Below are 19,918 nucleotides of genomic sequence, written 5' to 3' on the forward strand. Positions count from 1 at the left end.
TCAGCGCAACGAGCCCGCCCCACCCACCCCGACCCGATCCCCTCCAAAGGGTGCCCTGCCGGACACGCAGTCCGCGAAGACTCTCCCCACGGCACGGAGAGCCGGTACGCAACGCGCGGTATCAGCAAGCCCGTGCCAGCACCCCACAGAACAGCCACCACGGTGATCCACGACATCTCCACCGAAAGGAGCTTAAGCTCAACCCGTCCTGATCCCCTCACAACCGGATGCAACGGCCCCGATCCCAGCGACGTCATCGCTTGACCGGGCACCGGTCCACATCCTGCCCACCCGGCTGGTGATCGCGAGCGAAAGCAAGGACGTAGCCGACCTAGCGGATTTCCAGGGCTCGCCCCGGCTGCGGATTGCCTGCGTAGGACCGCGCCTGCACATGGAGTACGGCGTGGCAGCGGCGGAGTGCTCAACTACGATCGACCGCTGGAGACTAACGCAGCGGCAGCTCCGCCAGCATGACAGCGAACACTGGGGAGTCCGGGGCAGACCTCTGCTCGCCGACCTTCTTGAAGCCCCAGTCCTCATACAGCCTCTGGACTCTGGGGTGCGTGACGTCCACTAGGAGGACTGCAAGGTCCTCGCCTCGGTTCTCCAACAGGGCGCGGGTAAGCCGATCGGCCAAGCCCTGCTTCCGGTACGCCTGACGAACAGCCAACTCGGAGAACGCGAAGGTCAGAGTTCTCTCCGGCACCGGGTCGACGTATTCGCGCCACCACTCCCGGCCGTCCACCGCAGGAGCCCCGTACGCGAAGCCCACGGCTTCGTCCCGGTCGTAGGCCATCACGCACGAGTAGCCCTCTCGAGAACCCCAGTGATCGACATACCAGGGGAACTTGCTCCTGAATTCGTCGAGTGTTCCTCCCTGGGCGTCCCTGTGGATATCGATGATCGATTGCCGGATCTTTGGCAGGTCCTCGCGGACGAAGAAGCGGACGTCCAGGTCGGCCATCAGGGTCGGCTCCATTCGGATCGGTGGCGGTCTCCCCACTCTTGTGCGACCGAGGCGTCCGGCGCAAGAGAGATCAAGTCGCGGTAGAAGTCTCCGAGTAGAGATCGCATCCTTCCGGGGATCTGGTGCCCCGACATCATCTCGAAAACCTCGGAGGCTGTGGTGGTGGCCAGTTCGGCGTCCCGTTGGTGGACCTGGCACAGGGCAAGCCGGGCCGTGGCCAAGGCCCGGTTCCGCTGAAACTGTTTAGGGATGCTGCCGAGCGCCTGGTGTGAGGCAGCCTCGGCCTCGGCGAAGTCTCCGATCCGGTCACGGGCGATGGCTGTCATCGCCATTAGCTCGGCCTCCCCGTAGAAGCTGATCCAGCTTGGGCGCGTCTCGTCCTTTCTCGCCTTACTCAGGGCTTCTTCGGCGTACCCGAGGGACCTGATGGCCGCTTGGCGGTCACCGATAGTGGCCTGACCAACTGCGGTGCGGGCGTGAGCGAGAGAGCCGTAAAAGGGATCTCGCCTCGCGATGCCCGTCGCCTGGGCGGCGTAGCCGGCGTCCACGGCGTCGGTGAAGTCTTCCCTCTGGTGGGCAAGCATCGCGTAGGAGTTCCAGACCCTCAGCTCGGCGATCGGATCCTTGGCCATCCCCGCGAGGTACAGGGCACGGTTTAGGCGGGCTTGGGCGCGGTCAAGCTGACGACCGTCGATGGCGGCCCACGCTGCCGTCGCCGTGTAGTTCGCGGCCACGGAATACAACCGCTGCCGGATGCGCTGGGACGCGGCCTGCCTGACTTTCTCAAGGGCGTCGTTCGCTCCTGCGAGTGCCGACCGCTCCAACGCCTCGTGGCCTCCTCGTGATGCGTCCAGAGCCATCAGGGCGTCCAGGCCGGAGCGGAGTCGGATCACGTCGGACGTGCCGACAGTGGAGGGCCGCGAATGGACGGGCACTACGACGGTGGCGGCGGTTCCAGTAGCGGTGGAGAGGAAACTTCTACGCTCCACAGGTGGCTCCGGTTCGGTGGTGGTGCGGCTTGCCGTTGGCGGGCGGAAGCCCAGCTCTTCGGCCGTACACCCGAATACTGCCTGTAAGGCTTCCCGCTGGCGGTGGTGGGGCCACTTGGTTTTTCCGGTTACCCAGTTGCGGACAGTTCGGTCGCTGACCGTTCCCTCGCATCCGCGAGAACGCAGGAAGCCGTTGACCTTCTCGGCCAACTCGGCCTGAGTAAGGCCTAGCTCGGCCATGGCAGCGGTGAGGCTCGCGTTCCCTTCCACACATCCACGGTAGCCACTGAGGCCCCGTCAGTAGGCGTGAGTGCCCGGAAATTTCCGGTAGTACGCGGTGCATACGAGGCCGGCTTTTCCTCCTCTCATGGTGTCCAGGGTCGTTGACTGACGGTAGGCCGTCGTACACCGACACCCCCTGAGGTTCAGATGATCGTGTCAGCGCAGCCCTGCCCCACCCGGAGTCCGGAGTCTTCCGCGATCCTCCCCGGTCTGGAGGAGAGCGCCGAGATCGCCCGTCAGCTCGTACGCACGACGTTCACTGCATGGGAGATGGAGCACCTGACGGACTCGGGAGTTCTCCTCGTGACCGAGCTGGTGGCCAACGCGGTTCAGCACACCAACTCCCGCTATATCAAGGTCGTCGTCTCCCGCTCCAGCACACGGTTCGTACGGATCGGGGTAGTCGACAGCGCCCGCATGCTGCCGGAAATGACCAAGCCGGGAGCCGATCTCCTCACCAGCGGCCGGGGCCTGCTCCTGATCGACGCTCTGTGCGAGCGCTGGGGAACGGACATGTATCGCTTGGGCAAGCAGGTCTGGGGCGAGTTGCGGGTGAGCCGGCCGGATGAACGGGGCGGGGGTGAGGGGCTGCGCGGGGACACGGCCGGCGACCCCCACGCCGACCCGCGCAGCGTCATCACGCGCGTCAACCAGCCCTCTTGTGCACACTCGGCCAGCGACGCACGCAACTGTTCGCACCTGTACCTCAGCCGGCTGCCTGTTCCCGTGAACATCGAGGCTGCGGCTGCGGTGGCACACGCTCTCATGGCCGGTGCTGTGGCGTGACCGGGCGCCCAGATACCCCGTGTTTTCCCAGCAAGGGCTTTCTTCCTCCTGGTGAGCCGGTCGTGCACGTGCTCGAGGCTCGCTGCGACTTCCCCGGCTTTCGAGGAGGCGATGACATCGGAGTCGGCTGAAGGCGAGCAGCCCTGTGGCCTGTGGTCCGCGCCAGCTCGGAGCCGACATCGCTACGCCCCCCCGTGGGGACCGGAAGGTCTTTCACACCTTGGCCAAGCCTGACCGAAGCCCCGCGTGATCCACCGCTCGCCCGACGCACCGCGGCGCACGCCTGAGCATCTGCCGGGCTGCCTTGCCCTCGTCCAGGCCGCCGCGCCCCCGTAGCGGCGGTCACCTTTCCCCCATACCTCTGAGGCCCTGATGACCCCTATCCAGGCACTGAACACCGGCCCCGGACCGCTGTCTTTGCTCACCTTGAGACGGGGACCGGTTGAGGCGGAGGGGGCTGCTACACGCACACCGGCATGGGGTGTGTCCATGAGTGGCGCCTTTCAGCCGCGATTCCACCCGGCTGGCTTCGACCGTGCGCTGCGCGTCGTGCTGGACGACGCACGGGCTGGGCGATGGCGGTCGATGAAAGTCCTGCTGGAGACCTGCGCCACGTGGGGATTACGGACTTCACGAAGCCAGGTCCTGGCGGCGGCAGCGGCCAACGCAGACGCCGTCGAAGCGTGGTTGCAGGAGGAGCCACACGTCAACGCGGTGATGATGCAGGCGCGTGTGTGGGTGGAGCGGGCACTGAACGCACACCGTGCCGGACAGCGGGATGCGGGATCACTGGCCGATCGTGCGCGCAGGGCGTGCCGGGAGGCGACCCGGTGCTGGCCCGACGACCCTGTGCCATGGGTGGGCTTACTGGCGTTAGCGCAGGTGGACTCCCCGGACGTGTACCAGCGTCGGCCGGAACACCGAGCGGAGGCCTGGGAGTACATGCTGCCGTACGGCCCCTGGGGGCTGCTGCGTGAAGTCCAGGAGCGTGATCCGGGCAACCGGGAAGCGTGGCACCGCATGCTGCAGGCGATGCAGGCCTACGGGGCGAACGCGCACGACTTCGTGCGCTGGGTGTCGACCTGGGCGCCGGCAGGGTCACCGCTGGTGCTGCTGTCGCTGTACCTCCACGCGGAGCACTACGGGATCCAGCGGGCCAACGGCCAGCTCACACCCCTGTACTGGACGAGGGATCCGGTCTCCCACGACACGCTCCGCGCGCTGGCCTGGTGGTTCCCGCAGGCCGATGCCAGGTCGTGGTCGCCGCTGGATTTGAACCATCTCGCGCAGGCGCTGCACTCGGGCGGGTTCGGCGAGGGAGCGGCTGCGGTCTTTGAGGCGATCGGGCCCTACGTCACGCCCGTGCCGTGGAAGTACGTCGCTGACGCACCGGAACGGTGGCTGGAGGAATTCGAGCGGGCTCGCAGCCGCTACGTACGCGATCCGCAAACCGGGCCGCTGCACGCCGGGCGACGCCGATGAACGGCCCCCGCAGCACCTTCCGAGGCCCGCCCACTGCCCGAGGCCGTGCCTTACACGCCGCAGTGTCCCGCCCCCTTCACCGTCCCCTCGCTTCCGGAGGTAACTGCGTTGTCTTCCAAGCGGTCGCCGAAACCATCGAGCCCCTCAACCTCCCCGAGGCACACATGCCTGACTCGTTAGCAACCAGCACCGCCTTCCCCCGCGGCGGAGAGCGAGCATCAACCCCCTATGGCATGCCCCTGATCGTCAGTCCCGTCGGTGCCGACTCCGATCTGCGGGACGCTCTCGAAGACCTGAAACTGGGGCGCCACTCGGCCACCCGTGACCTTCTGTCCCGGACGGGGGCGCACTGGGCACTGCGCACGAGCCGCAGCCAGCTCCTCGCCGCCGGCGCGGGGGAGGCCGGTGTCTTCAAGGCATGGCGGGACGAGGAGCCGGACAGTCCGCACGCCGGCATGATGTGGGCGCGGGCGCTCACCCGGGCGGCAGTGGAGGCCTACCGCAAGGGTGAGCGTCAGGAGGTGGTGGGGCGCGCCGCAGCCCTGGCGCAGCAGGAGTGGCGCAGGCTGGACCACCTGTGGCCGGAGTGTCCGGTGCGGTGGATCGGCCGCCTGCACCTCACCCAGCTTCCCTACGCCGCCCACTACTTCGACCCCTACGCGCAAAGTCGCCGGGCTCCGTGGGATCAGTTGGACGATCCGGCGATGCATTACCGGGGGCCGTGGCCGCTTCTGGATGAGGTCAACCGGCTCCACCCCGGCAACCGGGAGGGCCATCACCGCATGCGCGAGTACTTCCTGTACCGCGGCGGCGGGGCAGCGGCCGCAATGCAGTTCTCGGCCTGGCTCGTGTCCGGCAGGCTGTCGAATCCGGAGCTGCTCATGCTGCCGGTGTACTCGCTCCTGGACCTCTACCGGGAGCGGCACGGCGACGGCCGGGGCGGCGCGCTGCAGTTCTGGCAGACCGCGCAGGTGCGGCACTTCGCCTGCCGGGCCTACGACGAATGGTTCGCGCATGTCCCAGCTGCCGAGTACCCCTGGCTGTCGATCTCCGATCTGAGCCATCTGGCTCATGCCCTGGTGGCCTGCGGGGAGAACGAGCGGGCCGCGTGGGTGTTCAAGGCGATGGGCCCCTACGCCATGCCGCAGCCCTGGAAAGACGTCAACGCCAGCCTCGGCCGCTCCCAGGACTGGACCGACGCATTCCTGCGCATCCGCGCATCCGTCCTGCGATAGCAGCGCCGTGGCGAACAGCCGCTCCCCGCCAGGGCGCCAACGCGCCCCCGGCCCGTCCGTCTCCCCTTCTTCACAATGAAAGTGGATCTCTGGTGTCTCACAGAAGCGCTGCCATGACGGCATCAGCCAGTGACGATGACGTCCTGGCCGCCCTCGGGATCAAACCCGAGCTCTCCCGAAAGATGGGCACTTTCGGCAATTTCGCGATCAGCTTCTCGGTCATCTGCATCCTGGCCGGCGGCATGAGCTTGTTCGGGTTCGGCCTGGGCCACGGCGGCCCGGTGGTCATGCTCGGCACGTGGATCGTCATCGGCTTCATGACGCTGCTGGTCGGCCTGTCCCTGGCCGATGTCGTCTCCGCCTACCCCACCAGCGGGGGCCCGTACTTCATGGCCGACAAGCTCGGCGGGGCCAGCTGGGGCTGGGTGACCGGCTGGCTGAACCTGCTCGGTCTGCTCGGCGCGATCGCCGGTATCGACTACGGGGCCGCCACCTTTGTCGGAGCCTTCGCGCAGATGCAGTGGGGCATCACCCCCACGGACGGCACCACCATGACCATCTTCGGGTGCATCCTGCTCCTGCACGGGCTGCTGAACTCGGCCGGGGTGCGCCTGGTCACCGTGCTGAACTCGATATCCGTGTGGTGGCAGCTGGGCGGTGTCGCCGTCATCGTCGGCGCCCTCACCATCACCCCGGCCCAGCATCAGTCGGCGAGCTTCGTCTTCACGCACTTCCACAACGACACCGGCTTCTCCAGCCCCTTCTACGTCGCTCTGATCGGCTCTCTCCTGGCGGGTTACACGTTCTGCGGCTACGACGCCTCCGCCCATGTCGCCGAGGAGACCAACGACGCCCAGACCTCCGCACCCAAGGGCATCGTCCGCTCCATCTGGGTGTCCTGGGCGGCCGGGTTCGTGCTCCTGGCCGGGCTGCTGTTCGCCATGCAGGACTACACGGGCACGCAGAACTCCGCGACCGGGGTGCCGCCCGCGCAGATCTTCCTCGACGACCTCGGCGCATCCGGGGCCAAGGCGCTGCTCCTGGTCGTCATCGTCGCGATGCTGTTCTGCGGCAACGCCGAAGTCGCCGCGGCCAGCCGCATGGTCTACGCCTTCTCCCGCAGCCGGGCCCTGCCGGGCTGGCAGAGCTGGCGGATCGTCAACGACCGCACAAAGACGCCCACAAGGGCGGTGTGGTTCGTCATCGTCGTGCCGTTCGTGCTCGCCCTGCCAGCTCTGTGGTCGCCCGCCGCCTACGGCGCGATCACCGCGATCAACGCCGTCGGCATGACCCCGGCCTACGGCATCCCCGTCCTCCTCGCCCTGGCCAAGGGCCGCGACTACCGGCCCGGCCCCTGGAGCCTGGGGCGCTGGCGGCGCCCGATCGGGTACGTCGCGGTCGTCTACGTCGCGGTCATCACCCTCGTGTTCTGCCTGCCGCAGTCCTCGCCGATCACCACCGAGTCCTTCAACTACGCCGGGGTGACCCTGCTGGCCGCGCTGCTGCTGGCCTGGGGTACCTGGCTGACCCGCGGCAAGCAGCAGTACCAGCTCACCGCCGCCCACACCGCCCGGCCCGACGAAGCCATGATCAGTGAGGGCTTCTGATGAGCGCCGAGACCAACTACACCGAGACGCCGTGGCCCACCGGCCCGGTGAGCCGGGAAACGCTTCAGCGCCTGCTGAAGGACCGCTCGGTCACCGACATCATGCTGGCCGTGCCGAACCTCCAAGGGCGGCTCCTCGGCAAGACGTTCAACGCCCCGGTGTTCCTGGAACGGATGACCGGCGGGGCGGAGATGTGCTCCTACGTCCTGGCGACCGACGTCGACATGACCCCTCTGGACGGCTTCGACTTCACCGGCTGGGAGCAGGGGTTCGGTGACTTCCTCGTCACCCCGGACCTGGACAACGTGCGGATGCTGCCGTACCGGCCCGGCACCGCCCTGGTGTTCGGTACGTCCGTCCACGACGACGGCACTCCCGTGGCGGTGGCGCCCCGCCGCATGCTGGAAACCCAGATCGAGCGGCTTACCGAACTGGGCTACGTGGTGAAGGTGGGAGTCGAGAGCGAGTTCGTCCTCTACACCGACGGGCCAGCAGGACGGAGCCCGGCATGGGGCGAAAACCTCGACTACGCCCTCCAGCACCCGCCGCAGGTCAGCGACGTCTTCCGCCACCTGGCCGATGTGATGAGCGACGTCGGCATCGTCCACGAGGCGATCAAAACGGAAGGCGCGGCAGGCCAGACGGAGGTGACGTTCGCCTACGGTGAGGCGCTGAAAGCCTGCGACGACTACGCCGTCTTCCGCCACCTCGTGCGCGACATCGCCGGACGGCACAGCATGATCCCCGTCTTCATGGCCGCTCCCGAGACCGGTGTCGGCAGCGGACTGCACCTGCACGTGTCGCTGTGGACCGAGCGCGACGAGCCCGGATTCGCCCACCACCGGGGACAAGAGCTGCCGCCCCTGATGCTGCGGGCCGTAGCGGGACTGCTCTCCGCGCTGCCGCACCTGGGGCCGCTGTATGCGCCCACCCCCAACTCCTACAAGCGCTACCAGCCGCACTCCTTCGCCCCCACCCGCTACACCTGGGGATTCGATCACCGCGGCTGCGCGATCCGCGTCACCGGCCACGGCAACGGCACCCACCTTGAAGTCCGCCTCGCCGGCGCCGACGCCAACGCCTACCTCGCCCTGACCGCCTACCTCGCCGCGATGGCCCACGGCCTCAAGGAGGAACTGTCGCCGCGGCCGGCCTGCGACGGCGACGCCTACCAGGACCGCACCTCCATCCCCCTCTACACCGATCTCGCCGAAGCACTCCAGCACTTCGAGCACAGCACCATCGCCCAGTCCCTGCTCGGCAAGGACATCGTGCGCCACTACGCCCACGCGGCGCGCGCCGAACTTGCCTGGTACCGCAGACACGTCTCGGACCTGGAGCGGCTCCGCGGTATCCGCTGAGACTCCCTGCCGCCGGGTGTAACTCCCCCCTCGGCGGCAGGGGCACGCCCCTCGTTCCCCGGCCGGACGGCGGCCGGGGAACGAGGGCCAGACCCTACGCCTCTGCAGCGTAGGGATCACACCATGCGCTACCGACTCAAGGAGGCACGAATCGTGACTGAGACCCAGCAGCGCGCGCTGATAGACGCGCGGGGCCTGATCAGCTCCGAGATCCGGGAGACCCTAGTCTCCAACATGTGCGACAAGTTCCCTCAACTGACCGAGGAGAAGGCGGACCGCGGGATCGGCCAGATGCTCGCCTTCCTGGCAGCCTGTGACTACAGCGGCAGGCCGCTCAGCCCCTCGCCACTGGTAGACGACTTCTGGCACGCCTTCCTGCTTCACACCAAGGCCTACCGGGAGTTCTGCCAGGAGAACTTCAGCAGGTTCCTCGATCACCAGCCCGGCTTCCTCGACCGTGAGGAGCACGGGGGCGGCAAGACGCTCCGGGCCCGGACCGTGGACGCGATCACTCTCGCGGGGTACGAGATCGACATGGAGTTCTGGCCCGAGCTGGATCTCGCGGAGTGCTCGCAATGCCACGCCAACTGCTCGGACAGCCCGAACCATCCCCCGAGCTGTTCGTAACCGCTCTGCACGCCCCCTCCGGCCTGTGCCACGCTGTGGCAGGCCGGAGGCCTCCCATCCTCGATCAACGCAGGAGACCGTGGGTGCATCGCATCGACTGGCACGATCTACCCGAAGCGGCCAAGGCCGCCGTGGAGCGCCACACCGGCCCGGTCGAACGGGCCGAGACCGCGCCGCATGGCGTCATGTCCCGGCTCGCCTGCACCATCCACACGCGAGCGGGCCAAGCATTCGTCAAGGGCGTTCCCGAGGACGACCCACAGGCCTGGGTGTACCGGCACGAGGCGCAGGTGACGCGGAACGCGCCCCGCGCGCCCCGCGTGTTGTGGGACGTCGACTCTGGCGGATGGCGGCTGTACGGATACGAGTACGTGCAGGGCCGGTACCCGAACTTGGCCCCAGGGTCTGACGATCTCCCGGCACTGGTGGATACGCTCACCGTCCTGTCCGAGGCGGCTTGGCCCGAGACGATGCGCAAGAAGCCGCTGCACGAACGATGGGCGGGATTTCCACCCGATGATGTGCCCGCCGGGATGCAAGGGCGGGTTCTGGCGCACACGGACATGTCACCGCACAACATGCTCGTCACCCTCTGCGGCGAACTGCGGCTGCTGGACTGGGCTCTTTCCTGCCCCGCCCCGGCATGGGCTGACACGGCGCTGACCATTCCCCGGCTCATCTCGGCCGGCCACACTCCCGCCCAGGGCGAGGAGATCGCGCGACGGGTTCCCGCCTACAGCGCGGCAGACGGGGATACCGTCACCATCTTCGCGCGCACCATCCTCGCCGCATGGCATGAGTGGGAGCACACGCGGCCACTTCCTCACCGGGCTGCTCTCACCGACGCGGCCCGGAAATGGGCAATGTGGCGTGAGTCCAGCTCAACCGTCCGCACTCGCTGAACTCCCATCCAATACCCCAGCTTTCTGGAGCGCTTCCGTGCCGACGCACCGCCTGACCGAAGTCCCTGTCGACGCGCTGAAAGAGATCGAGTCCGTCGCCGGGCCCGTGCTGGACATCGAGATGTTGTCGGCCGGCTACAACAGTGAGATCGCTGCCCGCTTGCACTTCACCGACGGCACGGTCTTCGTGAAGGGGTTGAGGCAAGACCATCCCCGCGTGTGGACGCAGCAGCGCGAGGCCGATATTAACCCGCACGCCGACGGCCTCGCCCCGGCTCTGCGGTGGCACATCCGGAAGGCGGGGTGGAACCTGCTCGGGTTCGAGGATCTCGAGGGCAGTCACGCCGACTACTCCCCCGGCTCCCCTGATTTGGAACTCGTCCTTCAAGCGCTGTGGCATCTCGCTGCTCTCGGCGCGCCGTCATCGGTCGACCTCAAGAGCATGCCCGCGCGCATGAGAGGGCACGTCGAAGACCCCGACAAGGCAGGCCTCTTCGCCGGGTCCCACCTGCTGCACACCGATTGGAATCCGCACAACGTCCTGATCGTCGACGGCAGGGCGCGTCTCGTCGACTGGGCGTGGGCCTCTCGGGGCGCCTCGTGGATCGACCCGGCGCTGTGGGTGATCTGGTTGATCGCCTCGGGCCACAGCGTGAACAGCGCCGAAAGTCTGGCCGGGCAGCACCCGGCCTGGGGCAGCACGCCGGTTCGTTCCATCGACGCGTTCGCGCAGGCTCAGCGCCGGCTCTGGGAGACGATCGCGAGCGCCGACGAGCCGGACGAGTGGACGCACAAGCTGCACGCCGCCGCGCAGGCCTGGGCTGAACGGCGGCAGTGACGGGCGCTGACGGCCGACGTACGGCGGCCCCGCCGACGTCGCGCCGTTGACGGGATAGGACTCGCGGCCGGCCCGTGCCGGTCATGAGCCCCCGGAGGATCCATGCGCACCCTGCCTCCCGGGGCTGAACCCCCGGCACGTCCATTCATTCCACGAGCACGAACGGACAAGCCGGGGAAGTCGTCTCTGCCGGTGTCGCCCTCAGCTTGGGCGATCCTCAAATGAGGGGACAACGAGTGTCCGGCAGAGAGCCCGTGCACGACAGCCGAGCCGCGATAAACAACGGCCGCATCAGCTGCCATCCTGACCTCTCGCCGTGAAGGTTGAGCATTCTCACCGAAGTTTGAGTGCCTGCTCCTGATGCAACCATGCCATGACGGTATTGGTGGATCCTGGGTTCGTTGCGCGCGCCCGTCAGCCGTGCTTGGCTCGCCCGATGAACTTTCTGTTGACGGCGAGTGGCCTGCGCAACGAGACGCTGCGAGATGCGCTGCGGGACATGCTGGGAAAGCCGTTCGGATCGGCGAACATCGTGTTCGTTCCTACGGCATCAGTCGCCGAGCCCGGGGACCACGGGTGGGTCGTCGCGGACATGAACCGGCTGCACGGCCTCGGCTGGCGGGAGTTCGACATCCTGGAGCTGAACGGCCTGCCCCGGCAGATGGTGCTCGACCGGCTGCTCCACGCCGACGTCATCTACGTCGAGGGCGGCAGCCACTACCACCTCGCGCGCAGCATCACCAGCAACGGCCTGGCCGACGGCTTCCTGGAGGCGCTGGAGCGCCGGGTCTATGTGGGGGTCAGCGCCGGATCAATGATCTTCAGCCGAAATCTCACCGAACACTCCGCCGACGTCATCGGGGACACCACGGACCTCCACGTGCTCGGCGCGATGACCGTGGAGCCGCCGTTCGGCCTCTTCGACTGGTATCTCAAGCCCCACCTGCACTCGCCGGATTTCCCCGAGCGGGACGACGCCTGGGCTGATCGCATCGCTGCGCGGGCGGACTTCCCGATCTACTTCATCGACGACGAGACGGCCGTTCGCGTCAGGGACGGCGAGGTGGACGTCATTTCTGAAGGCCAGTGGCGGTTCCATCCGTGACTCAACGCGTGGTGGGAAGCCCCGGACAGGGCGGTGCGGCGCCGTCGATGTCCAGCGGCCGGCGATGCGGCAGCACCGACCGTGACGGGGCCTCCCCTTGAGTGGTGGACACGCTGATACTGGATCTGCTTGATCCGGAGGAAGCGAGAAGACCGCCGATGGCGATGAAGGACTACTCGGACGAGTTCAAGGCCGATGCCGTGGCCCTGTACGGGTCCACACCCGGGCGACCTACAAAAGCATCGCTGCTGACCTGGGCATCAATCGGGCGACCCTGCGTGAGTGGGTGCTGCGGGGCCGTGACCGCCGTGGCGTCACCGCCGCGGCTGCCAAGCCGGCCGCCCCGCCTGGGGAGGCGACACCGTCCGTCGATCCGGACGAGCGAGTGCGGCAGCTGGAGGCGAGGGTGGCCGAACTCGAGGCCAGTGAGCGCAAGCTCGCCACCGAGCGGGACATCCTCCGCAAGGCGGCCAAGTATTTCGCCGGAGAGACGAACTGGTGATCAGCCGCTTCCAGTTCGTTGACGACCACCGGGACACCTACGAGGTGAAGCGGCTCTGCCAGGTCCTGGACGTGAACCGGTCCAGCTACTACAAGTGGCTCGCCGGCGCCCAGGCCCGGGCCGCCCGCCAGCACCAGGACTGGGTCCTGGCCCAGGAGATCCGCCAGGTCCACGGCGAGTCCGGCGGCGCCTACGGCTCCCCGCGCGTGACGGCCGAACTCCGCGAGAAAGGGCGGCGGGTCAACGAAAAGCGGGTCGCCCGGATCATGCGGACGTACTCCATCACCGGCATCCGCCTGCGCAGACGCGTCCGCACCACCGTCGCGGACCCGGCAGCCTCACCGGTTGCGGACCTGTTCCAGCGGGACTTCACCGCCGCCGAGCCGGGGCGCAAGTACATGGGCGACATCACGTATCTCCCGCTGGCTGTGACGTTGTTCATCGGCCCCAGCATGTTGGCTTCGAGCGGCCCCAGTTGGTGGGTCGCGTGGGCGCATTGAGGGGTGGTGACGGGGCGAAGTGGCCCCACCTCGGCTCTTGCGGTGAGACGGTTCCTGTGGTGTACGGCAGGGACGGTGCTCTGGATGTCATTGTCCAAGCAAGAACTGTTCGACCGGATCCGGCGAGACAGCTGGCAGCAGCAGCTGTCGGTCCGGGCTCTGTCGCGGAAGTACGGCGTTCACCGCCGGCTGGTCCGTGAGGCGCTGTCCTCGCCGGTGCCCACCCCGCGCCGCCGGGCGGTGCGGACGTCACCGCGGATGGAGCCGTACAAGAAGACGGTCGACGCCTGGCTGCGGGCTGATCTGGAGGCTCCGCGCAAGCAGCGTCACACACTGCGGCGGATCGTGGCGCGGATCGAGGAGGAGTACGGCGAGGCGGTCCCGTATCCGACGGTCCGGGACTTCGTCGCGGCCCGGCGCAAGGAGATCGCCGCCCAGGCGGGGGCGCCTGTTGAGGCGTTCGTGACCCGGCACAACGCACTCGGTGCGGATGCCGAGGTCGACTTCGGCGACGTCTACGTGGACCTCGCCGGCCAGCGCACCCGCTGCTATCTGTTCGCCTTCCGGCTGGCCTACTCGGGCAAGGCCGTGCACCGCATCTCGCGCTCGTGCGGCCAGCAGGCGTTCTTCGAGGGACACGTCCACGCGCTGACCACGCTGGGCGGCGTGCCGGCCGGCCAGGTCCGCTACGACAATCTCACCCCGGCCGTGAAGAAAGTGCTCTTCCGCAGCCGCTCGCGGGAGGAGAACCCGCGCTGGACCACCTTCCACGAGTACTACGGATTCACTCCGTTCTACTGCGAGCCGGGACTGCGCGGCGCCCACGAGAAAGGCGGCGTCGAAGGCCAGGTCGGCTACTTCCGCCGCAACTACCTCACCCCGGTGCCGCAGGTGGACAGCCTGGATGAACTCAACGACCGGCTGGCCGAGTTCGAGGCGAAGGAGGACGAGCGGCGGATCGGGGCGAGGTTGCGGACGATCGCGCAGGACTTCGCCCGCGAGGCCGGCCATCTGCTGCCCTTGCCGGACGATCCGTTCGCCACCGGCATCACCCTCACGCCCCGCGTCGACCGCTACGGCATGATCACCGTGAAGATGTGCCGGTACTCAGTCCCGGTCCGCTTCATCGACCGCAAGGTCACCGTCACGCTCACCTGTGACGACCTGACCGTCTATGACAGCCGGCGGGAGATTGCCCGCCATCGGCGGCTGACTGGCCGTGGCGCCGAACACCTCGTGCTGGACCACTACTTGGAAGCCCTGCTCACCAAGCCAGGGGCGCTGGAACGCTCCGAGGCCCTCCACCAGGCCCGCACCGAGGGCACCTTCACCGCCGTCCACGAAGCGTTCTGGGCCGCGGCCAAGAAGGCCCTCGGAGACATCGAAGGAACAAAAGCCCTGGTGAAGGTGCTGTTGCTGCACCGCCATCAGCAGCACGGCGACGTAGTGGCCGGGATCCGCGGGGCTCTCGCGGCGGGCACCTTCAATGAGGACGTCATCGCGCTGGAGGCACGCAAGGCGGCCCAGACCGCCGGGCGGGCACCGACCGTCACAGTCGGCACCCCCGCCCCGAAATCGTTGGATGCGGACCCGGCCCAGGTCACGCCCCTGACTCCGCGTCGTCTCGCCCGTGCTCTGCCCGCCGACCAGCGTCCCCTGCCCCGCCTGGAGCAGTGGGACGAGCTGTTGCAGCTTCGCCGGAAGGACTCATCATGACCACCGCCCATCACGCGCTGACCGCACAGGCATCCGACGCGGCTATCGACACCGCCTGCCGCCTGCTGCGGCTGCCCACCATGCGAGCCCAGGCCGCCGACACGATCGCCCGGGCCGAACGCGAGGGCCTGTCCTATGCCGGGTTGCTCGCCGAGCTGCTGATGGCCGAGTGCGAGGACCGGGACCGGCGCCGGGCCGAACGACGCATCCGGGCAGCTCACTTCCCCCGCGAGAAGTCGCTTCGGGAGTTCGACTACCGGGTCAATCCCCATGTCGATCCGGCGGTCATCCACAATCTCGCCACCTGCGAGTGGATCGCCAAGGGTTACCCATTGTGTCTGATCGGGGACTCGGGCACCGGCAAGTCGCACCTGCTGATCGGGCTGGGCACGGCAGCCGCCATGGCTGGCTACCGCGTCCGCTACACCACCGCCGCAGCCCTGGTGAACGAGCTGGTCGAGGCCGCAGACGACAAGCAGCTGGGCAAAACCATCGCCCGCTACGGACGCGTCGACCTTCTCGAAATCGACGAGCTCGGCTATCTCGAACTGGACCGCCGGGGCGCGGAAATGCTCTTCCAGGTTCTCACTGAGCGTGAGGAGAAGAGCAGCATCGCGATCGCCTCCAACGAGGCGTTCACCGGCTGGAGCCGGACCTTCACCGATCCACGGCTCTGCGCGGCGATCGTGGACCGGCTCACCTTCAACGCCACCATCATCGAGACCGGCACCGAGTCCTACCGCCTGGCCAAGACCAAAGCCCGGGCCCAGAAAACTCATACGAGCTGACGGCCGCCGCACGGTCGTGCGGCGGCCGACGACGTGATGCAACGCCTACAGCGTCACTTCCAAGGTCACTGCCTTGGAAGTGAAACCGTTGCGCTCATAGAAACGGATCGCCTCGGTGTTGCTCGAATACGCCGTCACCTCCGCCAGGTGTGCTCCCATTTCCTTCGCCCAGGCCCTGAACTCTCCGATCAGGCGCCCGCCGATCTGCCCTCGGCGATATGCGGGCTGCACATACATGCTCACCAGCGAAGCGACCCTCACCGGCTTCATCGCAGACGCCTCGGCCACCACGCCCGTGAGGTGGCCCACGACCTCCCCGTCCCGTTCAGCAACAAGAAGTAACCGGCTGGGATCCTCTACGCCGGCAGCGAAGCGCTGAGGCCCGTGCTCGCGCGGCCAGTCGACGTTGATGCTCGGGTCACGGGTCCCGGCGTCCTCCGCGAACAAGGCACGACTGCAGGCCACAAGACCGTCGACATCCGCATGCTCTGCCTTGCGGATAATCACTTCAGGTCGTTGATCATTCATGGGCCGAGACACTATCGACTCCCACTGACAGCCTGCTCAGTACCTCAAGTGGTCCCAGCCCAAGCCAATCCCCGGGGCCACTTCACGGCGTCCAGTTGGCACGGGATCTTCACCAACTGGAGCCGCTGGAAGCCGACATGCTGGGTCCACTGAACGACGTCAGAGCCACCTGGGCGGAGCTGACGGTGTGGTCTTGAGGTGCTTGCTGGGTATGGGGTTTGCATGACAGACGCCTCAACCGTGGTGCCGCTGGTCAGCGGGCTGGGCGGTGCCGCGATCGGAGCGGCAGCCGCGATCTATGTGCCAATGCGTCAGCGGCGGCATCAGTCTCGGGATGATGAGCAGTCGCTTCGCGAGCGCCTGATCCGCGAGGAGATCAGCTCGCTCACCCGGCTGCGCACGACGGGGCGAGCGTGGCTCGATGTCCTACTTCGTAGTCATCAAAGTCTCCGAGCCGGACTGGACATTGATCTCAACCGATTCGACGACGAGATCACCAAGGCAAGCCTCAGAACGGCTTCAGTCGCTTATCAGCGCGCTTCGCTGCCGCAGCCTGATCAAGAAGTGGAGAGCCTATCCGCAGACATCTTCGACGGGTTGCAGAATCTGTCATGGACACTCCGGGAGCGGATCGTCGAAGGCCCTCGTGCCGCAGAAGGCATACCTGACTTCTCAGCGCAGTTCGACCGGATCAAGGAGCTCCGGGCTGCACTCAACGTGAAGCTACTCGAACGCATTGAACAGCTCTCGAGGCAGTTGCTGCGCTGAACGGCTTCACACGAGCAACCGGATGATCTTCACCCACTGCCAACAGTCCGCCCCCCAACGAGTTGGTGCAGTCAACACCACTTGCACACAGGCCCTCCTCCGAGGTGTCCCACACCGAACTCGGTAGTCCCTCAGCGGGAGCACTGTAGGTGTAGCCATGGTGCGCGTCCGTTCTGCATGGGCGATACGCGATGCTATCGCCTCGAACACAGAATAGAACACGATGGCCGCGGCCCCCTGATGCTCCTATTGCCCGTCAAGCGGCTTGGAGCCAGTCGCGGTAGGCGTGGGCGAGGTCGTCGTCTCTGCGGATTCCGCGTTCGAGGGTGGAGATGGTGGCGGGCCAGACTCCGAGGTGTTGTGCGGCAGCGGTGAGGGTGAGGTTCTTGGATTGCCGCAGGGGCCGTAGGTCAGCGATGCCGGGGACCGTGACGGTGGTGGTCAGGCAGCGGAACATCTCCCGGGCAATGGCCCGTTTCAGGAGCCGGATGATCTCCTTCTTCGTCCGTCCGGCGGTGGTCTGGCGTGCCACGTATTCGCGTGTGCGGGAGTCGCTGGACATGCGGACCAGGGCGATGCGGTAGAGGGCCGCGTTGGCCTGGCGGTCGCCGCCGCGTGAGAGGCGGTGGCGGTTGGTCCGGCCGCTGGAGGCGGGGACCGGTGCGGCTCCGCAGAGGGCGGCGAAGGACGCTTCGCTCCGCATGCGTTCGGGGTTGCCCCCGGCGGTGACCAGCAGCTGGGCCGCGGTGTCGGGGCCGACGCCGTAGGCGGCCCGCAAGCCGGGGTTGTGGACGGTGACCTCGCCGTCCAGGGCCCGGGTCAGTGCCTCGTGCTCGGCGGTCAGCTCTTTGACACGTCGGGCGAGGCTTCTGAGCGCGGTAAGGACCGCGGTGTGGACGGCGTCCCCGGACGGCCGTAGCCGGGCCAGGGTGTCGGTGCGGTCCGTTCCTTTGAGCTGCCCGTACTTGGTGCGGATGGTGTCAGGGGCGGTGATGAGGAGGTGGCCGATCTGGTTCAGAGCGGCGGTGCGGGCCTTGACGGCGGAGCGGGCGGCGTTGTGCAGGGCGCGTATGCCGGCGACGGTGTCGTCCTTGGGTGAGCCGCAGGCGCGTCCGGACAGAGCGGCACGCGCGGCTGCGTAGGCGTCGATGGGGTCGGACTTGCCGATGCGGCGGCGTTCGGCCCGGTCGGGCCGGTTGACCTCCACGACGTGAAGGCCCCCCGAGCGGGCGGCCCGGGTGAAGCCGGCACCGTAGGAGGACGTGCCTTCCACTCCGATCGCCCTCACGTGGCCATGGGCTTCAAGGAAGGCCAGGGCCGCGGCGTACCCGGCCGCGGTCGTGGTGAACTCGGCGTCGGCGAGGTGTCCGCCGTTGTCGCTGATGACCGCGACGTGGAGGGTGTCGGCATGAAAGTCGACCCCTCCGAGCACGTCCCGGTCCGCTGTGTCTGGTGCCGCCGCCGATGTCATGCTGATGATGCCTTCCTTGCCGGAGGTAGGCACCGGCCGGGTGGCGCAGACAGGACATTGAAGGGGCTTCTGACCAAGCTCCTATCAGGTCATGTTCCACCCGGCCGGAGCCATGAGAACAGGTCCCGGCGGCCGGACAGAACAGCGGCAAGACAGCCCAGCAGGACGTCAGTCAGTGCCCGAGCCACGGCCACCGGAACCTGAGTATCAGGATCAATGTCAGTGCCGCGCCGTACGGTGGAGTCATGCCCCATGCCTTCCGGCCTCACGGCCGGGTGACGCCTGCCCTGGACCAGGTCAACGAGAGCATCCGCCGTCTCATGCATCAGCCCGCGAGCAACGAACGCACGGCCGCGTACGCGCGGCTTCTCGCCGATTGGGCCTACGTCACGACCGCCAACACAGGCCAGTCCCCGCCGCATCAACCCCCTGCCCTGACGGACTCAAGCGGGCCTTCCTCAAGTGCGGAGCCACTCAGCTGCACCGACGAAATCCTCAACGATGACCCTGAGGACGTCGCTAACGCCCTCGAGACGCTGAAGGCCGCCGCCTCGGGCCAAGCACGCGGTGCGCACCCCGCACCGGGTGCGCGCACCACCGTCATGCAGTGCGCACCGCGCCGGTCGGTGAGGTGGCGTCAGGCCGCGCGAACGGCATCTCAGGCGGCATGGCACCCGCGCATCAGGCCGGGCGCTCGCCGTTCGCGGCGAACCCTCCCGGCTCCGTGGCGGGCGCCTGCCGCTGCCGACCGTGGTCAACGAGCGGAACCGCACCGGGCGCAGCGAGAACGACGTGCGTGTGCTGACGATCGACGCACGAGCAGCGGCTGGCACTCCCCCGTCACGGGCCACTTGCTTATGGCATGCCTCGCCCACTTATGGGCGCATTGGGCCTAAGTTTCATAGTTGATGATGATATAGGCCTGTCCAGGGTTCCGCACTCGAACGGAGAACGCCCCACATGCGCATTCGCAAGCTCCTGACCGTAACCGCCATGGCTGCCGCAACAGTCTTCGGCAGCATTGGCCCAGCCACCGCCGGGGACGAAGAGATCAGCGGCCGCATCGTTCAATCCGCTTCCGGGAATGACCAGCCAGAGCATGTCGGACATGAAATGCCGAGCTCGTTGCCTGAGCACGGCGTGAATCGAATCGGGGGCATTTCCGACCACCGAGAGACTCCGGCCGCAGAGAGTTCTGATCAAGAAGCAGGCGAAGGCCTCCTTCGCCGGCTGTTCGGCTGAGCGAATGGCGCGGAGCTCTGACCTGCGCCCGGCGCACCCTTACCGCTGGCGTCAGGGTTCGCCAGCGCGCTGACCTGCCGTGGTCGGTCTCGTGGTCGGGGTGTCCTGGCCCGTCTACTCGGTGGTGTGGTCGGGGTCGGGGAAGCTCCGGCGGGCAGTGCTGTTCCAGGATCTCCACCCATTGGTGCAGGCCGACGAAGCCGGTGGTGGCGGCCTGCACCT

General features: G+C 67.5%; 19 protein-coding genes. 15 read left to right on the forward strand and 4 right to left on the reverse strand.

The genetic code is table 11. The annotated features are described in order from the left end of the window. Positions 1–445: 445 nt before the first annotated feature. Positions 446–964: a GNAT family N-acetyltransferase gene (locus BFN33_RS00265; protein ID WP_069758863.1), complete on the reverse strand. Its 519-nt coding sequence runs from the start codon at positions 962–964 to the stop codon at positions 446–448. Continuing rightward, positions 964–2,226: a helix-turn-helix transcriptional regulator gene (locus BFN33_RS00270; RefSeq protein WP_256122555.1), complete on the reverse strand. Its 1,263-nt coding sequence runs from the start codon at positions 2,224–2,226 to the stop codon at positions 964–966. Before BFN33_RS00270 ends, BFN33_RS00265 begins: the two co-directional genes overlap by 1 nt. 315 nt (positions 2,227–2,541) lie before the next feature. Here BFN33_RS00270 and BFN33_RS51660 point away from each other — a divergent pair, with 315 nt between their 5' ends. From BFN33_RS51660 to istB, 13 genes are all read left to right on the forward strand, one after another. Then, entirely contained in the window at positions 2,542–3,024 is a 483-nt protein-coding gene (locus BFN33_RS51660; protein ID WP_141757897.1) for an ATP-binding protein, read from the forward strand. A gap of 489 nt (positions 3,025–3,513) precedes the next feature. Further along, complete coding sequence (locus BFN33_RS00280; protein ID WP_069758864.1) at positions 3,514–4,506, forward strand: hypothetical protein; 993 nt, start codon at positions 3,514–3,516, stop codon at positions 4,504–4,506. A 233-nt stretch (positions 4,507–4,739) separates the two neighbouring features. Next, entirely contained in the window at positions 4,740–5,741 is a 1,002-nt protein-coding gene (locus BFN33_RS00285; RefSeq protein ID WP_069757801.1) for a hypothetical protein, read from the forward strand. A gap of 113 nt (positions 5,742–5,854) precedes the next feature. After that, complete coding sequence (locus tag BFN33_RS00290; RefSeq protein ID WP_069757802.1) at positions 5,855–7,348, forward strand: amino acid permease; 1,494 nt, start codon at positions 5,855–5,857, stop codon at positions 7,346–7,348. After that, positions 7,348–8,709 carry a glutamine synthetase family protein gene (locus BFN33_RS00295; protein ID WP_069757803.1) on the forward strand — a complete coding sequence of 454 codons (1,362 nt, stop codon included), beginning with the start codon at positions 7,348–7,350 and terminating at the stop codon, positions 8,707–8,709. The genes BFN33_RS00290 and BFN33_RS00295 overlap by 1 nt, the downstream gene beginning before the upstream one ends. 153 nt (positions 8,710–8,862) lie before the next feature. After that, positions 8,863–9,336, forward strand: a complete 474-nt coding sequence (locus BFN33_RS00300) for a hypothetical protein (RefSeq protein ID WP_256122556.1) — start codon at positions 8,863–8,865, stop codon at positions 9,334–9,336. Between the two features lie 83 nt (positions 9,337–9,419). After that, positions 9,420–10,238, forward strand: coding sequence for a hypothetical protein (locus BFN33_RS00305; RefSeq protein ID WP_069757805.1), 819 nt, complete (start codon positions 9,420–9,422; stop codon positions 10,236–10,238). A gap of 37 nt (positions 10,239–10,275) precedes the next feature. After that, a complete protein-coding gene (locus tag BFN33_RS00310; protein ID WP_069757806.1) occupies positions 10,276–11,076 on the forward strand; it encodes a hypothetical protein in 801 nt (266 codons plus the stop codon). A 436-nt stretch (positions 11,077–11,512) separates the two neighbouring features. Next, complete coding sequence (locus BFN33_RS00315) at positions 11,513–12,181, forward strand: Type 1 glutamine amidotransferase-like domain-containing protein (protein WP_069757807.1); 669 nt, start codon at positions 11,513–11,515, stop codon at positions 12,179–12,181. A gap of 286 nt (positions 12,182–12,467) precedes the next feature. Further along, a complete protein-coding gene (locus BFN33_RS00320) occupies positions 12,468–12,683 on the forward strand; it encodes a transposase (protein WP_088245228.1) in 216 nt (71 codons plus the stop codon). Next, positions 12,680–13,183, forward strand: coding sequence for an IS3 family transposase (locus BFN33_RS00325; protein WP_176742264.1), 504 nt, complete (start codon positions 12,680–12,682; stop codon positions 13,181–13,183). The genes BFN33_RS00320 and BFN33_RS00325 overlap by 4 nt, the downstream gene beginning before the upstream one ends. Positions 13,184–13,267: 84 nt before the next feature. Further along, positions 13,268–14,899: an IS21 family transposase gene (gene istA, locus BFN33_RS00330; protein WP_069757808.1), complete on the forward strand. Its 1,632-nt coding sequence runs from the start codon at positions 13,268–13,270 to the stop codon at positions 14,897–14,899. Then, entirely contained in the window at positions 14,896–15,687 is a 792-nt protein-coding gene (gene istB / locus BFN33_RS00335; RefSeq protein ID WP_069757809.1) for an IS21-like element helper ATPase IstB, read from the forward strand. Before istA ends, istB begins: the two co-directional genes overlap by 4 nt. Positions 15,688–15,732: 45 nt before the next feature. Here the strand turns inward: istB and BFN33_RS00340 are convergent, their stop codons facing one another. After that, positions 15,733–16,215: a GNAT family N-acetyltransferase gene (locus tag BFN33_RS00340; protein ID WP_069757810.1), complete on the reverse strand. Its 483-nt coding sequence runs from the start codon at positions 16,213–16,215 to the stop codon at positions 15,733–15,735. A gap of 222 nt (positions 16,216–16,437) precedes the next feature. Between BFN33_RS00340 and BFN33_RS00345 the strand changes: the two genes are divergently transcribed. After that, a complete protein-coding gene (locus BFN33_RS00345; RefSeq protein WP_141757898.1) occupies positions 16,438–16,983 on the forward strand; it encodes a hypothetical protein in 546 nt (181 codons plus the stop codon). Positions 16,984–17,239: 256 nt separating this feature from the next. Here BFN33_RS00345 and BFN33_RS00350 read toward each other — a convergent pair whose 3' ends face one another. Beyond that, complete coding sequence (locus BFN33_RS00350; protein WP_069757812.1) at positions 17,240–18,454, reverse strand: IS110 family transposase; 1,215 nt, start codon at positions 18,452–18,454, stop codon at positions 17,240–17,242. Positions 18,455–19,414: 960 nt separating this feature from the next. On the opposite strand from BFN33_RS00350, the gene BFN33_RS52530 reads away from it, so the two are divergent. Then, complete coding sequence (locus BFN33_RS52530) at positions 19,415–19,696, forward strand: hypothetical protein (RefSeq protein WP_141757900.1); 282 nt, start codon at positions 19,415–19,417, stop codon at positions 19,694–19,696. Positions 19,697–19,918: the final 222 nt, after the last annotated feature.

Source organism: Streptomyces sp. LUP47B, from assembly GCF_001746295.1.
GTDB lineage: Bacteria > Actinomycetota > Actinomycetes > Streptomycetales > Streptomycetaceae > Streptomyces.

Bases quoted from the DNA above. Each gene is read 5' to 3' on its own strand.
- BFN33_RS00265 (WP_069758863.1), bottom strand. From the start codon at position 964: ATGGCCGACCTGGACGTCCGCTTCTTCGTCCGCGAGGACCTGCCAAAG.
- BFN33_RS00280 (WP_069758864.1), top strand. From the start codon at position 3,514: ATGAGTGGCGCCTTTCAGCCGCGATTCCACCCGGCTGGCTTCGACCGT.
- BFN33_RS00285 (WP_069757801.1), top strand. From the start codon at position 4,740: ATGCCCCTGATCGTCAGTCCCGTCGGTGCCGACTCCGATCTGCGGGAC.
- BFN33_RS00290 (WP_069757802.1), top strand. From the start codon at position 5,855: ATGACGGCATCAGCCAGTGACGATGACGTCCTGGCCGCCCTCGGGATC.
- BFN33_RS00295 (WP_069757803.1), top strand. From the start codon at position 7,348: ATGAGCGCCGAGACCAACTACACCGAGACGCCGTGGCCCACCGGCCCG.
- BFN33_RS00315 (WP_069757807.1), top strand. From the start codon at position 11,513: ATGAACTTTCTGTTGACGGCGAGTGGCCTGCGCAACGAGACGCTGCGA.
- istA (WP_069757808.1), top strand. From the start codon at position 13,268: ATGTCATTGTCCAAGCAAGAACTGTTCGACCGGATCCGGCGAGACAGC.
- istB (WP_069757809.1), top strand. From the start codon at position 14,896: ATGACCACCGCCCATCACGCGCTGACCGCACAGGCATCCGACGCGGCT.
- BFN33_RS00340 (WP_069757810.1), bottom strand. From the start codon at position 16,215: ATGAATGATCAACGACCTGAAGTGATTATCCGCAAGGCAGAGCATGCG.
- BFN33_RS00345 (WP_141757898.1), top strand. From the start codon at position 16,438: ATGACAGACGCCTCAACCGTGGTGCCGCTGGTCAGCGGGCTGGGCGGT.
- BFN33_RS00350 (WP_069757812.1), bottom strand. From the start codon at position 18,454: ATGACATCGGCGGCGGCACCAGACACAGCGGACCGGGACGTGCTCGGA.
- BFN33_RS52530 (WP_141757900.1), top strand. From the start codon at position 19,415: ATGCGCATTCGCAAGCTCCTGACCGTAACCGCCATGGCTGCCGCAACA.